Genomic DNA, 13,686 nt, shown 5'->3' with positions numbered 1-13,686 from the left:
CACGCCCTCGTCCGATTGTGGTTTATTTCGCAACGACGTTGCATTAAAACAATAGAAACAATCGGACGCCCTGGCGTCCCCTGGCCCTACAGGAGCACCCATGAGCTTCTTTGCTGCCCCGCCTATCGTCGAAACCACGGTTTTCACCCGCCTGCCCGAGCATTTTCGCGACCCGCGCCCGACGGCCTGGGCCAATGCCAATCGCCAAGGCCGCGCCATCGATTCGTTCCTCGAGGGCCCTTCGCTTGATCGCCAAGGCCGCCTGTACGTAACGGACATCCCCTACGGGCGCATCTTCCGCATCTCGCCTCAGGGCGAATGGGAACTGGTGTGCCAGTACGATGGCTGGCCGAACGGCCTGAAGATTCACCAGGACGGGCGCATCTTCATCACCGACTACAAGCGCGGGATCATGCTGCTCGACCCACAGACCGGCGCCATCGAAGCGTTACTCGACTCGGCCGGCTCGGAAGGTTTCAAAGGCGTCAACGACCTGGTTTTCGCGCCCAATGGCGACTTGTATTTCACCGACCAGGGCCAGACCGGCCTGCAGGATGCCAGCGGCCGTGTCTACAAGCTCGACGCCGCCGGTAACCTGACCTGCCTGCTGGGTACCATCCCCAGCCCCAATGGCATCGTTTACGACCCGCACCTCAATCACCTACTGGTGGCAGTGACCCGCGCCCAGCAGATCTGGCGCATCCCGCTGGGCAATGGCTCGATCGTCGGCAAGGTCGGCGTTTTCGCCCAGCTGCATGGCGGGCTGGGCGGGCCCGACGGCCTGGCCCTCGATGCGCAGAGCAACTTGTACATCGCCCATACCGGTTTCGGCTCGGTATGGAAGCTGTCGAAAGTCGCTGAGCCACTGCAGCGCATCGTCTCCTGCGCCGGCATCAGCAACACCAACCTGGCCTTCGGCGGCGCCGATGGGCAGACCTTGTACATCACCGAATCCGAAACCGGCAGCATTCTGCAGGTTCGCACCACTGCGCCAGGGCTGCCGATGTATTCCCATAGCTGATCCGGCCCCTGTCAGGGCACACAACAACTACAAAAGAGTGACGACATGAACCACGAAAACCTCTCCGCCCAGGCGCCGCTGAGCGACGCCGAGGGTGAACGCCTCATGCGCCGCATCCTGTGGCGCCTGCTGCCGTTCATTTTCTGCTGCTACGTGATCAGCTATCTGGACCGCACCAACGTCGGCTTCGCCGCCCTGAGCATGAACCAGGACCTGGGCCTGACCGCGACGATGTTCGGCTGGGCGGCCGGCCTGTTCTTCTTTGGCTACTTTATTTTCGAGCTGCCCAGCAACCTTTTGCTGCAACGCTTCGGCGCACGGGTGTGGATCGCCCGGATCATGATCACCTGGGGCCTGCTGTCGATGGCCACGGCGTTTGCCACCGGGCCGGTCAGCTTCAGCATCCTGCGTTTCCTGCTGGGCATCGCCGAAGCCGGCTTCACCCCGGGCATCTACCTGTTCTTCACCTACTGGTTCCCGGGCAAATGGCGCGCCAAGGCAACCGCCGCTTTCCTGCTGGGTATCCCTACCGCCAACATCATTGGCTCTCCGCTGTCGGGCTGGCTGATGCAGCAGCACGGTGTGCTGGGCTTGAAGAACTGGCAGCTGCTGCTGGTGACCGAAGCCCTGCCCGCCGTGCTGCTGGGCATCGCCTGCCTGTGGGTGCTGGTTGATACCCCGGCCAAGGCCAAATGGCTGACCAACCGGGAAAAAACCTGGCTGACCGACAAAATCACCAAAGAGCAGTCGGCAATCGGCGCCTCCCACGGCAACACCCTACGGGCCGCCCTGACCAACCCCAAGGTATTCACACTCGCTGCGGTCAACTTCTGCTGCATCGTCGGCTCAATCGGTATCGGCATGTGGCTGCCGCAGATCATCAAAGGCCTGGGCATTCCCGGTGGCACACTGGGCTTCGTAGTTGCCCTGCCCTATGTACTGGGCGCGGTTTCCATGACGCTGTGGGCCCGCCTGGCCAACCGCAGTGAACATCGCCTGCCCTATGTGGTGAGTGCGCTTGGCATGGCCGCGGTGGCGCTGGTGGCCTCTGCACTGATCGCTGACCCCATCATGAAAATCGGCGCATTGTGCATCGCGGTGGCGAGCATCCTGTCATTCCAGGCGACCTTCTGGGCCATCCCGTCGAGCTTCCTAACCGGCCGCGCAGCAGCAGGCGGCCTGGCAATGATCGTGTCGATCGGAAACCTTGGCGGCTTCACCGGCCCGTTCATGATCGGCCTGATCAAAGACGCCTCAAACAGCTTCACTCTGCCGTTCTTTGCGGTGGCGTCAATCTTGATGATAGGCACCTGCCTGATGCTCTGGCTGGGCGACCCGGCCAAGCAGCAGACACCTCAAGGTCAACGTCAAACCGTCTGACCTATCAGCTGCGGCGCCGCATGCCGTACTGACCCAACAACCCCACCACCAATACCCCGCCGGCGATCCCCAAGGTCGCCGGCGCACCCCACCGGGCCGCGATCAGGCCCGCCGCCATGCCGCCCAAGGCCTCGAAGCCAAAACGCATGGCTATATAGAAAGCAATCACACGGCCACGCAAATGGTTTGGCGCGCCGCTTTGCAGCTGCATATTGGTACTGACGTTGCTCAGGGTGATGCCAAAACCCAACACGCCCAGTGCCAATAGGGCCAAGGGCAGCGCCCCTGCCATCCACAGCCCCACCAAGGCGACTGCGCACAGCACCGCGCCGCTATCAGTGAACTGTCGCAGGCGAGGCAATGCACCGCCAACTGCCAGCACCAAGGTTGCCAGAAACGCACCTGCACCCGCCGCACCCCACAACCAGCCAAGCACCCTGGCATCGCCAGCAAACACCGCTCTGGCCAGGATCGGCAGCAGTGCCGCATAGCAGGACGCCAGCAGGTTGACCATGATTACATTGACCAGCAATTGGCGCACATTGCGCGTCTGCCACATGTACGCCAGCCCTTCGCGAAACACTTGCGCAGTGGAACCGCTGGCCTTGGGGCCGGCCGTGCCGCGCACTTTGATCAGCCCCCCAAGCAAGGCCAGGAAAGCAGCTGCTGTAAGGGTGAAACAGGCTGCCTCACCCGCCAGGGCAATGAGCGCGCCAGCCAGCGGAGGCCCAACGAAGCGCGCGGCATTGATCAACATGGCATTGAGCACCAGCGCATTTGGCAGGTCGGCCGGATCGTCGACGAAACTGCCGATCAGCGCCTGGCGAAGGGGGGTTTCCAGGGCATTGAGCAGGCCCAGCAACAATGCCATGCCAGCGATGATCGGACCATCGACCCAGTCGCGCCAGGTCGCAACCGCGAGCACGAGCGACTGCACGATCAGGATCAGTTGCACAACGATCAGCAACCGACGCTTGTCATGCCGGTCGATCCAGGCACCCGCCAATGGGCCGATGAGCAGTTGCGGCGCCAGCGAAAGAAAGGTGATCAGCCCCAGCAGCACGGCGGAGCCGGTCAGGTGATAGGCCAGCCAGGCCAATGCAACCTGCTGCACCCACTTACCCAGAGTGGAAACACCCTGGCCGGCGAAATAGATCTGAAAGTTGCGATGAGCAAGCGCCCGCACTGCGGCGGGCCAGCGTTTGCGATGCGGTGACGACGAATCGGACAAGTCTGCGAATCCTCAATAGACCCGCGACCGACACCGACCCGGCAGCCGCTGCGCACCCCATCGCAAGGTGCGCAGCGCATGCTGGATCAGCCCGGCAGCAGGCAGCCTTTCTTTTTCAATGACTCCAGGACCCAGGAACGGTCGTTGGTGCCTTGGGCAATTTTTTCCATCTGTGCAGTTTCGGCAGTGTGCTTGGCGGTGGCGCCTGCATATACCTCAGCGACGTGGTCGTAAGGCACGCACAGCAGGCCATCGTCATCCCCGATCACCAGGTCACCCGGCTCGATCACCATACCATCAATGGCAATTGGCACATTGATCTCGCCTGGGCCGTCCTTGTAAGGGCCACGGTGCGATACGCCTGCAGCGAACAACGGGAAGTCGCCCGCGCCAATGTTGGCCGCATCGCGGATGGCGCCGTTGATGACGATACCCGCCAGGCCACGCCTGACAGCGTAGGCCACCATCATTTCACCGATCAGTGCGTTGGTCAGGTCGCCGCCGGCATCTACCACGATCACGTCGCCCGGCTGAGCTATGTCGATCGCGTAGTGCAGCATGAGGTTGTCACCTGGACGGGCTTTGACGGTCAAGGCCGGGCCGCACAGCACGCCTTCGCGGTGCATGGGGCGCAGGCGGGCGCCACCGGCAGTCATGCGGTTCATCGAGTCGCTGACGTTAGCGACTGGAACCTCACGGTAACGTGCAACCCATTCATCGCCGACTTTACGTGCGCGCTCAAGCACTTGGAAGCCAATGCTCATGTGACATACCTCTCTTGGTGTTATTCGATGTCATCGGTCACTGCCGAATCTGTTTTTTAGAATGTCATTTCATTAGAACCATGGCAATGAATTTTTTCGCCTTGATAATCAGGTTTTAGAGATGCATTGTTTTATTTTCTTGCAACGGCATTTCATTATGATAGGGTTTAGACCATTGCCGCAGTGGCGCGGCAGAGTCCCCCCCCGAACTGCCCCTGACAAGAACAAGGTATCTACATGTCACGTACCATTCTGCTGACCGGCCCCGCGCTTGCCGCCGAGGCTATGAACCTGGCCGCCGAACAGGGCGTCAAAATCGTCCCGACTACGCCCTACCTGCCGGCCGAAGAGCTGGAGGCCATCATTCGTGCCGAGCAACCCGATGCCATCGTGGTCCGCCAGGGCAAACTGACCCGCGCCATGATCGAGGCTTCCGACAACCTGAAAGTGATCGCAAAGCACGGCGTGGGCTACAACACCATCGATATCCAGGCCGCCGCGGACCGCAGCATCCCGGTCTCGATCGCCGTAGGCGCCAATGCCCAGTCGGTAGCCGAGCTTGCCTTCGCCCTGATGTTCAGCGTGGCCCGCCAAACCGCACTGCTCGATGCACGCATGCGTGACGGGCATTGGGACAAGACCTCGGCCAACGGCATTGAGCTGTCGGGCAAAACCCTGGGCCTGATTGGCCTGGGCTCGATCGGCGGCATCCTCATGGACCTGGTCTCGCCACTGCGCATGAAGGTCAAGGTGTTCGACCCCTACCTCAAGCACCTGCCAGATCGCCCGCACGTTGAACGTGAGGAGGATTTCGATCGCCTGCTGGCTGAAAGCGATATCATTAGCCTGCATTGCCCGCTGACCGAGACGAATCACAACCTGATCGGCGCTGACCAGCTCGAGCGCATGCGCCCAGGCGCCATCCTGATCAACACCGCCCGTGGCGAGTTGATCGACACCAACGCCTTGGTGAAAGCGCTCAGCGAACGCCGCATCGCCGGTGCCGGCCTGGACACCTTCAACCCCGAGCCGCCCCCTGCCGACAGCCCGCTGTGGGGCCTGCCGACGTTGGTCGCCACGCCGCATGTCGGTGCCAACACCACCGAGGCCCGCGACCGTGTAGCCCTGGTAGCGCTGAAACAGATTCTCGATGTCTGGGCTGGCAATGCTCTGGACCCGCGTTGCGTGGTCAACCGCCACCTGTTCGCCAACTGATCACCCCACGCTTCGCGCGCCGGCCTGGTAAAAAGCGGCGCGCTCAGGACGCATCACTCCAGAAAAAAAACAATTGGAGAGCACCATGACTTCAGCAACATCCCTGCCGGATGAACTCGAACGCAGCACCATGCGCCGTGTCGCCTGGCGCCTGCTGCCATTCCTGATCGTCTGCTACCTGATCGCGATCATCGATCGCGGCAACATCGGCATGGCCTCCCTGCAGATGAACGAGGACCTGCAGCTCACGGCCAAGATTTTCGGCTTTGCCAGCAGCCTTTTCTTCTTTGCCTACTTTCTGGTCGAAGTGCCCAGCAACCTCGCCATGCAACGCTACGGCGCACGTATCTGGATCGCCCGCATCATGATCACCTGGGGGCTGATCTCGGCAGGCACTGCATTCGTCCAAGGCGCCAACTCCCTGTACGTGATGCGTTTTCTGCTCGGTGCTGCCGAGGCAGGGTTTTTCCCGGGTGTACTGTTGTACCTCACCTACTGGTTGCCCTCGGCCTACCGTGCACGGATGGTGGCGCTGTTCATGGTGGCGATTCCTGCCGCCAACTTCATCGGTTCACCGCTGTCGGGCCTGCTGCTGAGTCTGGATGGCTGGATGGGCATGCGCGGCTGGCACTGGCTGTTCATTCTCGAAGGCATCCCTGCCGTCCTGCTGGGCATCGCCTGCCTGTTCGTCCTCACCGATCGCCCCGAACAGGCCAAGTGGCTGTCCGACGAGCAGCGCGGCTGGCTCATCCAGCGCCTGGCTGATGAAGCCGCGAAAAAGACCGCCATCGGCCATATCTCCCTGTGGAAGCTACTGCGCCACAAAGACATCTGGGTGCTGGCACTGATCTACTCGGGCGCTTCCGCCGCCGGCAGCACCATGAGCGTATGGGCTCCGCAGCTGCTCAAAACCTTCGGCCTGAGTGCCATGGAAATTGGCCTGGTCAACGCCATCCCTTACGGCATCGCCTCGGTACTGATGATCATCTGGGGCCGCAGCTCCGACCGTACCGGGGAGCGTCGCTGGCACACCGCGATGACCATGCTGCTGATCGCAGCAGGCTTGCTGATGACCTTGTTCACGTCGTCCCTGCCGGCAACGGTCTTGATGCTGACCATGGTCCTGGTGGGCGCCTACTCGATGAAAGGACCGTTCTGGGCACTGGTGTCGGGCTGGCTATCTTCCTCTACCGCTGCAGCGGGGCTGGCAGCCGTGGGCGCCATGGCCAACCTGATCGGCGGAGGCCTGATGGTCAATGCCTACGGCGCTATTCACGATGCCACCGGCAGCTACTCCCTGGCACTGATGCCGTTGGCCGCGCTGTGCACCGTGGCCGGTGTCGCAGTGCTGTTGATTGGCCGCAAGCGCCAGCGCCAGCAAGCTGAAGCAAGCGGCGCCGTCAGCGCAAAATAAGCTGCACAAGCCGCACTTCGATGCCCACTTTCCTGCCACAGGAATGTGGGCATCGTCATTTGGCAGCAAAAAAAGAGGACATCTAACGTCGCGTGCCACGTTTCTTTGCTCATGAAAGCTTGCGCAGTCCCTTGCTGGGGCGGGCTTGTGTCGCAAAAAGGCCGCGTCGGGGAATATTCACACAATGCTGCGTTGCATCAGCAGGTGCCGGGCTTTGTCGAAGGCCCAGTTGTACAGCACGGTGTAGGGCAGGATGATCACGAAGAAGCCCAGTTCCACCATGAACGCCTGCAGCAGCGAGATATCCAGCATCCATGCCGCCACCGGCAAGCACCACACCACCAGCCCGGCCTCGAAGCCCAGACCGTGTACAAAACGCGCACTGGCCTTCCAGTGGATACGCTCGGTGTGTACCCAGCGATCGACCAGCGCGTTGTAGACCATGTTCCACAGCATGGCGATCACCGACAGGGTGACTGCCAATGCTCCCGCCGTCGCCAGCGATTTGCCCATTACCCAGGACAACAACGGCGCGCACAACAACACGGCGAACACTTCGTAACCCACGGCGTGAACCAGGCGTTCGGTGAAAGACACGTTTTTCATTGCAAAATCCATCCATTGCGTAAGTCGTGCTTTCCATTTTCTTTGGTAAAACTGATACTCGCGACATAGCAACCATCGGTTTTATCAATACCATGCGCTATTCACCCGAAGCTCTGGTTGCCTTTGTCGAAGCCGCGTCGCTGGGTTCGTTTTCCGCAGCGGCGCGCAAATTGCGCAAAAGCCAGTCCACCGTCAGCATTGCCATTGCCAATTTCGAGGCGGATATCGGCTGCCCGCTGTTCGACCGGGGTGGCCGCCACCCCACGCTGAATGAGGCGGGTCGACAGGTGCTGAGCCATGTGGAGGCCATTCTCGATGCCAGCGCCCAGCTCGATGCCTTGGCGGTGCGGCTGGCGGAGAACGTGGAGCCGCTGGTGTCGGTAGTGATGTCGGACAGCTACAGCGTCACCTTCCAGGGCGCGGTAATGGCCCGCTTCGCCCAGCAGTACCCGCATACCGAGCTGCGTTGCGGCCCGGCGGAGGACGCTGATGTGATCGACATGGTCCAGCAGGGCCTGGCGCATGTCGGCATCCTTGCCACTCAACCCGGCTACCCCGCCGACGTTGCCGTTGCCCGCTTGCCCGAACAGGCGGAGTTTGGTGTGTACGTGGCCAGCGGGCACCCGCTGGCGGGCCTTGGGAAGGTGCAAACGCAACACCTCGAAAACGCCCGGCAGCTGTACATCAAGACCTATGCCCCCAGCCTGCATCACGGCCGTGGTCAGGCTTGGTCGGCACCGGATTACCTCACGTTGCTGGAGTTCGCCGTGCGCGGGTTTGGCTGGGCCGAGCTGCCGAGGGCGCTGGTGGCACGGTTTGGCACTGAGTTGGTGGAGTTGCAGCTAGCGGGTTACCCGCGCCGGGTGGATATGGATGTGGCCTGGTCGAGCCGACGGGCGTTGGGACCGGCGGGGCAATGGCTGGTACGGCAGATGCTGGGGCGGTAGACCTCCTTTACGCCCCTTGTGCACCAAAACGCAAGATCCAGTACACCCAGCGACAAGCCTTCCCCCCACCCTCCCCCGTAGCCTGTCACCACGCGCCGCCCCGCTGCGGCACGCACCCAAAGTACAAGAACAAACGTTGGTGACCTATGCAGACAGTAGATCCGATCACCCTTGCGGTTGTCCGGGGTGCGCTGGAAACAGCGCAACGCGAAATGACCCTGACCCTGGAAAAGACCGGCCGGTCCAGTGTGTTCAACCTGGCCCACGACTATTCCAACTCGCTGTTCGACCACCTGCCGGAAATGATCCTGCAGGGCCAGGACATCCCCATTCACCTGGGCTCGCTGATCCCGGCCATGAAGTGCGTGGCCGAATTCTTTGGCGACGACATCGCCGAGGGCGATGTGATCTACCACAACGACCCGGCCTACAAGGGCAGCCATATTCTCGACTGCTGCATGTACAAACCGGTGTACTACCAGGGCGAGCTGGTGTTCTGGACCGTGTGCAAGGGCCACCTGACCGACATCGGCGGCCCGGTGCCCGCCGGCTACAACCCCGATGCCAAGGAGATCTACGCCGAGGGCCTGCGCATTCCACCCGTCAAGCTGTGGGAAAAAGGCAAACGCCGCGAAGACGTGATCAACTTCATGCTCACCAACATGCGCGCACGCCCCTATCAGGAAGGCGACCTCAATGCCCAGTACGGCGCCTGCAAAGTGGGCGAGCGGCACTTGCTGGAGCTGCTCGACAAGTACGGCGTGGCCCAGGTGCGTGCCTGCATCGCCGAGCTGAAGAACATGGCCGACCGGCACATGCGCGCGCTGTTGCGCGACGTGCCGGACGGTGATTACAGCGGCACCGCCGTGCTCGAAGATGCCGGCCACGGCCTGGGCGAGCTGGCCATCACCGCCCATGTGCAGATTCGCGGTGACCAGGCCCATGTGCGCATCGACAGCCCGCCACAAGTGCCCTACTTCATCAACTCCTACGAGGGCAACTCGGTGTCAGGCGTGTACTTGGGGCTGATGATGTTCGCTCAGGTAGCGCCGCCCTACAACGAAGGCCTGTACCGCTGCGTCACGGTCGATGTCGGGCCCAAGGGTACCCTGTGCAACGCCGAAGAACCGGCGCCCCACGTCAACTGCACCACCACGCCGATGGAAACCCTGGCCGATGCCGTGCGTACTGCGCTGGAGCAAGCCTCGCCACAACGGGTTACGGCCTCCTGGGGGCATACCAGCGGTATCAACATCGCCGGCCATGACCCGCGCAATGGCAACAGCGAGTATGTGACCATGGTGCTGGCCTCGATCATTGCCGGTGCCGGAGCCAACAAGGTGATGGATGGCTGGCACGCGTGCGGCCCGCTGTGCTGTTTCGGCGCGCTGATGAGTGGCGACATCGAGCTGCTGGAACATGCCTACCCGGTGCTCATCCACCGCTACAGCCTGATGGCCGACAGTGGCGGCGCTGGTGAATTCCGCGGTGGTTCGGGCACCCGGCTGGAGATCGAACCACTGGACCACGCCATGACCGTGGTCGGCTTCGGTGAAGGCCGGCAACTGCCCACCGCCGGTGCCGCCGGGGCACGCAATGCGCTGCTGGAGCCCAAGCTGGGCCGGCTGATCCACCGCCACGCCGATGGCAGCGAAGACCACTACACGCAAAACCCGATGCTCACCCTGCAGCCCGGTGAGCGGATCATCAACATCAACCCCGGTGGCGGTGGCTACGGCGACCCGCTGCGCCGGCCGATTGCCGCAGTCCTGCAAGACTTGCGCAACGGCCTGGTCTCGCCCCAGGGCGCAGCCCTGGAATACGGCGTGGTCGTCGATGCCGATGGCCAGCTCGATGAACCCGCAACCCGCCTTGCCCGCGCCCCGCACTGACCGGAGACCCATCATGCGTAACCAATATCGCCTGGGCATCGACGCCGGCGGCACCTTCACCGATTTCATCCTGGCCGACCGCAACGGCGGCGTGCAGCTGTTCAAGGCCCCGTCCACACCGCAGGACGGCACCCTGGCCATTCGTGCCGGTCTGGCGCAGATCGCCGACGCCACCGGCCGCAGCCCGGCCGAGCTGATCGCCAACTGTGACCTGTGCATCAACGGCACCACCGTAGCGCTCAATGCACTGATCGAGCGTACCGGGGTCAAGGTGGGCCTGCTGTGCACCGAGGGCCATGAAGACAGCCTGGAAATCCGCCTGGGGCACAAGGAAGAAGGCCATCGCTACGACGCCCACTACCCGCCGGCGCACATGCTCGCCCCCCGCCACCTGCGCCGCCCGATTGGTGGCCGCATCCTCGGCGATGGCCGTGAACACAGCCCGCTGGACGAACGCGCCATCCACGCCGCCATCGATTACTTCCGCGCCGAAGGCGTAGAGGCCGTGGCCATTTCCTTCCTGTGGTCGGTGCGCAACCCCAGCCACGAGCAGCGTGCCGCCGAGTTGGTGCGGGCAGCCCTGCCCGGGGTATTCGTCTGCACGGGCTGCGAGGTGTTTCCGCAAATTCGCGAGTACACCCGCACCTCCACCACGGTGGTCAACGCCTACCTCAGCCCGGTGATGGCGCGCTATGTGGCGCGCATCGACAGCCTGTTCCACGAGCTTGGCGTGCAACAACCGGTGCGTTACTTCCAGTCCAACGGTGGCCTGGCGCCCGGGCACCTGATGCGTGAGCGCGCGGTCAATGCCATCAACTCCGGCCCCGCCTCGGCGCCCCAGGCCGGGCTGGCGGTGGCACGGCCGTTCGGTATCGACAACGTCATTACCGTGGACATGGGGGGCACCTCGTTCGACATCACCCTGACCAACGCCGGGCGCACCAACTTCAGCAAGGATGTGGACTTCCTGCGCCAGCGCATAGGCGTGCCGATGATCCAGGTGGAGACGCTGGGTGCTGGCGGCGGCTCCATCGCCCACCTGGACGAGTTCGGCATGCTGCAGGTCGGCCCGCGCAGCGCCGGTGCCATGCCGGGGCCCGTGTGCTACGGCAAAGGCGGCAGTGAGCCCACGGTAACCGACGCCAACCTGGCGCTGGGTTACCTCCCGGATGGTGCATTGTTGGGCGGTAGCATCCGCCTGAACCGCCAGGCGGCGCTGGATGCCATACGCAGCAAGATCGCCGAGCCACTGGGCATCAGCGTGGAGCGGGCGGCGTTCGGCATCACCACATTGGTGAACCTGAACATGGTCAACGGTATTCGCCGCGTGTCCATCGAACGCGGCCATGACCCGCGCGACTTCGCCCTGATTGGCGCAGGCGGTGCGGCGGGCATGCACGTGGTGCGCCTGGCCGAGGAAATCGGCATGCAGACCGTGCTGATCCCCAAGGTGGCCTCGGGCCTGTGTGCTTTCGGCCAGATCCTGTCCGATGTACGTTACGACCAGCTCACCAGCCTGTCGATGCGCCTGGACACCGGGCACGTGAACCTGGAGCAACTCAACCAGGCCCTGGCCGAACTGCGCCAGCAAGGCCTGGCCAACTTGCGCGAAGACGGCTTTGGCGACCAGGCCAGCAGTTGCCACTACACCCTGGAAATGCGCTACCAGGGGCAGATCCATGAATGCAGCGTGGAGCTGGCGCAGCATGCCCTGGATGAAGCAGGCCTGGCGGCGCTGATCAGCCGCTTCCACAGCCGCCACCAGACCCTGTACTCGTACAGCGAACCCGACAGCCCGGTGGAACTGGTGAACCTGGAGTGCTCGGTGATCGGCCACCTGCCGCGCCCACCGCAACCTGAGTTGCAGGGCCCGGCCGAACCGCCGGCAGCCACCCCGCAAAGCGTCCGGCCGATGCTGTTCAGCGCCGACGGCGCGTGGCAACCCACGCCCGTGTTCAACGGCAATCGCCTGTTGCCGGGGCAGACCGTGCAGGGCCCCTGCGTGATCGAGGAAGACACCACCAACATCGTCTTGCCGCCAGGCTGGCAGGCGCGCCTGGAGCCCTCGGCCACCTACCGGGTGACACGCGGGGCTTGATCAAACGGTCGGCGTGCGCCGATCATGGGCCTGAAAGCCGCCTGGCAACCTTGCGTTGCCGGGCGTTTTGCACAATAACAAGAGCTGCTTGAGTAGCTTGCCTGCAGTTCCTTTTTTCAATGCTGCCCTCTTTGAAAAAGGACCCACCATGCCCACAGAACTCTCGACCCACGGCTGGGCACAGCCGGAGCGCCAGACGCGCTGGGCCGAAGCCATCAGTGACACCTATTTCCCATTGAGCCTGCAGTTTGCCGCCGAGCAGCCGTTCAATGGCCACCTGCAGCGCTGGAGCACGCCCAGCACGCCGCTCAGCCTGTCGCGCCTGCGCTCCAGCCCGCTGGGCTACTCGCGCAGCAAGGCGCACATCGGCCAGGACCATGAAGCGTTCTACCTGGTGACCGTGCCGCACAGCAGCGAGGTGTACTTCGAACAGGACGGCCACCCGATCAGTTGTCGCCCGGGTGGTTTCATCGTCGAGCGCGGCGACGCCCCCTACCGCTTCCATTACGGTACACAGAACGACCTGTGGGTGCTCAAACTGCCTGAGCAGGCTCTGAAGGCCAACTTGCTGGGGCACAAACGCTATACCCGGCATTGCTTCGATGCCAGCCAGGGCCTGGGGCGCATCTTCGTCGAACAGCTGGACCTGTGCGCCCGCCATTTCGATGCCAGCCCCGTGGCTGCCCGGCATTTGCTGCTGGAGCAGGCCTCGGCCACCCTGTTGCTGGCCCTGCAACAGGACGAACGCGTACTGGGCAGTGAAGGCAGCAACCTCAGCACCCTGCACCTCACCCGGGTGGAGCAGTACGTGCTGCACCATCTGGGCGACCCCGAACTCACGCCACAAAACATCGCCAGCGCTTGCGGGCTGTCGTTGCGTTACCTGCACAAGCTGTTCGCGATCACGCCCTATACCCTTGGCGAGTGGGTGCGCCTGCAACGCCTGGAGGCTGTGCACCGGCAACTGCGCGACCCGTATTGCCACCTGACCATTGGCGAACTGGCGTTTCGCTGGGGCTTTGCCGATCAGGCACAGTTCACCCGCGCGTTTCGCCAGCAATATGGGTGCACGGCACGGGAGGTCAGGGCTGCGCGTACGCACTGAACGGTGCAAGCGG

11 protein-coding genes are annotated in these 13,686 nt (G+C 63.0%); 8 read left to right on the top strand and 3 right to left on the bottom strand.

All coding sequences use genetic code 11. From position 1 onward, the window contains the following. The first annotated feature begins 100 nt into the window (after positions 1-100). Positions 101-1,021: an SMP-30/gluconolactonase/LRE family protein gene (locus tag D906_RS23695; protein ID WP_019096286.1), complete on the top strand. Its 921-nt coding sequence runs from the start codon at positions 101-103 to the stop codon at positions 1,019-1,021. Positions 1,022-1,066: 45 nt separating this feature from the next. Then, positions 1,067-2,401, top strand: a complete 1,335-nt coding sequence (locus D906_RS23690) for an MFS transporter (RefSeq protein WP_019096287.1) — start codon at positions 1,067-1,069, stop codon at positions 2,399-2,401. A 4-nt stretch (positions 2,402-2,405) separates the two neighbouring features. Here D906_RS23690 and D906_RS23685 read toward each other — a convergent pair whose 3' ends face one another. Continuing rightward, positions 2,406-3,632: an MFS transporter gene (locus tag D906_RS23685; RefSeq protein WP_019096288.1), complete on the bottom strand. Its 1,227-nt coding sequence runs from the start codon at positions 3,630-3,632 to the stop codon at positions 2,406-2,408. 86 nt (positions 3,633-3,718) lie between these two features. Next, positions 3,719-4,396, bottom strand: coding sequence for an RraA family protein (locus D906_RS23680; RefSeq protein WP_019096289.1), 678 nt, complete (start codon positions 4,394-4,396; stop codon positions 3,719-3,721). Between the two features lie 237 nt (positions 4,397-4,633). On the opposite strand from D906_RS23680, the gene D906_RS23675 reads away from it, so the two are divergent. Then, positions 4,634-5,611, top strand: coding sequence for a hydroxyacid dehydrogenase (locus tag D906_RS23675; protein ID WP_027614936.1), 978 nt, complete (start codon positions 4,634-4,636; stop codon positions 5,609-5,611). An 85-nt stretch (positions 5,612-5,696) separates the two neighbouring features. Continuing rightward, positions 5,697-7,025, top strand: a complete 1,329-nt coding sequence (locus D906_RS23670) for an MFS transporter (RefSeq protein ID WP_019096291.1) — start codon at positions 5,697-5,699, stop codon at positions 7,023-7,025. A 177-nt stretch (positions 7,026-7,202) separates the two neighbouring features. On the opposite strand, the gene D906_RS23665 is transcribed toward D906_RS23670, so the two are convergent. After that, the gene (locus D906_RS23665; protein ID WP_019096292.1) at positions 7,203-7,631 is read right to left on the bottom strand and encodes a multidrug/biocide efflux PACE transporter; all 429 of its coding nucleotides are present in this window, start codon (positions 7,629-7,631) and stop codon (positions 7,203-7,205) included. A gap of 92 nt (positions 7,632-7,723) precedes the next feature. Between D906_RS23665 and D906_RS23660 the strand changes: the two genes are divergently transcribed. From D906_RS23660 to D906_RS23645, 4 genes are all read left to right on the top strand, one after another. Further along, positions 7,724-8,578 carry a LysR family transcriptional regulator gene (locus D906_RS23660; protein WP_025752524.1) on the top strand — a complete coding sequence of 285 codons (855 nt, stop codon included), beginning with the start codon at positions 7,724-7,726 and terminating at the stop codon, positions 8,576-8,578. Positions 8,579-8,724: 146 nt separating this feature from the next. Further along, positions 8,725-10,470 (top strand): hydantoinase B/oxoprolinase family protein, encoded by a 1,746-nt coding sequence (locus D906_RS23655; RefSeq protein ID WP_027614937.1) that lies wholly within the window; start codon positions 8,725-8,727, stop codon positions 10,468-10,470. Between the two features lie 13 nt (positions 10,471-10,483). Continuing rightward, complete coding sequence (locus D906_RS23650) at positions 10,484-12,568, top strand: hydantoinase/oxoprolinase family protein (protein ID WP_027608925.1); 2,085 nt, start codon at positions 10,484-10,486, stop codon at positions 12,566-12,568. A gap of 148 nt (positions 12,569-12,716) precedes the next feature. Next, positions 12,717-13,673 carry a helix-turn-helix domain-containing protein gene (locus D906_RS23645; protein ID WP_025752528.1) on the top strand — a complete coding sequence of 319 codons (957 nt, stop codon included), beginning with the start codon at positions 12,717-12,719 and terminating at the stop codon, positions 13,671-13,673. Positions 13,674-13,686: the final 13 nt, after the last annotated feature.

The sequence above is a fragment of the Pseudomonas sp. LAIL14HWK12:I1 genome (assembly GCF_003202095.1).
Taxonomy (GTDB): domain Bacteria; phylum Pseudomonadota; class Gammaproteobacteria; order Pseudomonadales; family Pseudomonadaceae; genus Aquipseudomonas; species Aquipseudomonas monteilii.
This window is presented reverse-complemented; position numbering and strand designations above follow the sequence as displayed.

What these genes read in the sequence shown, in the direction of transcription:
- D906_RS23690 (WP_019096287.1), top strand. Translation starts at nt 1,067, where the DNA reads ATGAACCACGAAAACCTCTCCGCCCAGGCGCCGCTGAGCGACGCCGAG.
- D906_RS23655 (WP_027614937.1), top strand. Translation starts at nt 8,725, where the DNA reads ATGCAGACAGTAGATCCGATCACCCTTGCGGTTGTCCGGGGTGCGCTG.
- D906_RS23695 (WP_019096286.1), top strand. Translation starts at nt 101, where the DNA reads ATGAGCTTCTTTGCTGCCCCGCCTATCGTCGAAACCACGGTTTTCACC.
- D906_RS23650 (WP_027608925.1), top strand. Translation starts at nt 10,484, where the DNA reads ATGCGTAACCAATATCGCCTGGGCATCGACGCCGGCGGCACCTTCACC.
- D906_RS23660 (WP_025752524.1), top strand. Translation starts at nt 7,724, where the DNA reads ATGCGCTATTCACCCGAAGCTCTGGTTGCCTTTGTCGAAGCCGCGTCG.
- D906_RS23645 (WP_025752528.1), top strand. Translation starts at nt 12,717, where the DNA reads ATGCCCACAGAACTCTCGACCCACGGCTGGGCACAGCCGGAGCGCCAG.
- D906_RS23665 (WP_019096292.1), bottom strand. Translation starts at nt 7,631, where the DNA reads ATGAAAAACGTGTCTTTCACCGAACGCCTGGTTCACGCCGTGGGTTAC.
- D906_RS23670 (WP_019096291.1), top strand. Translation starts at nt 5,697, where the DNA reads ATGACTTCAGCAACATCCCTGCCGGATGAACTCGAACGCAGCACCATG.
- D906_RS23675 (WP_027614936.1), top strand. Translation starts at nt 4,634, where the DNA reads ATGTCACGTACCATTCTGCTGACCGGCCCCGCGCTTGCCGCCGAGGCT.
- D906_RS23680 (WP_019096289.1), bottom strand. Translation starts at nt 4,396, where the DNA reads ATGAGCATTGGCTTCCAAGTGCTTGAGCGCGCACGTAAAGTCGGCGAT.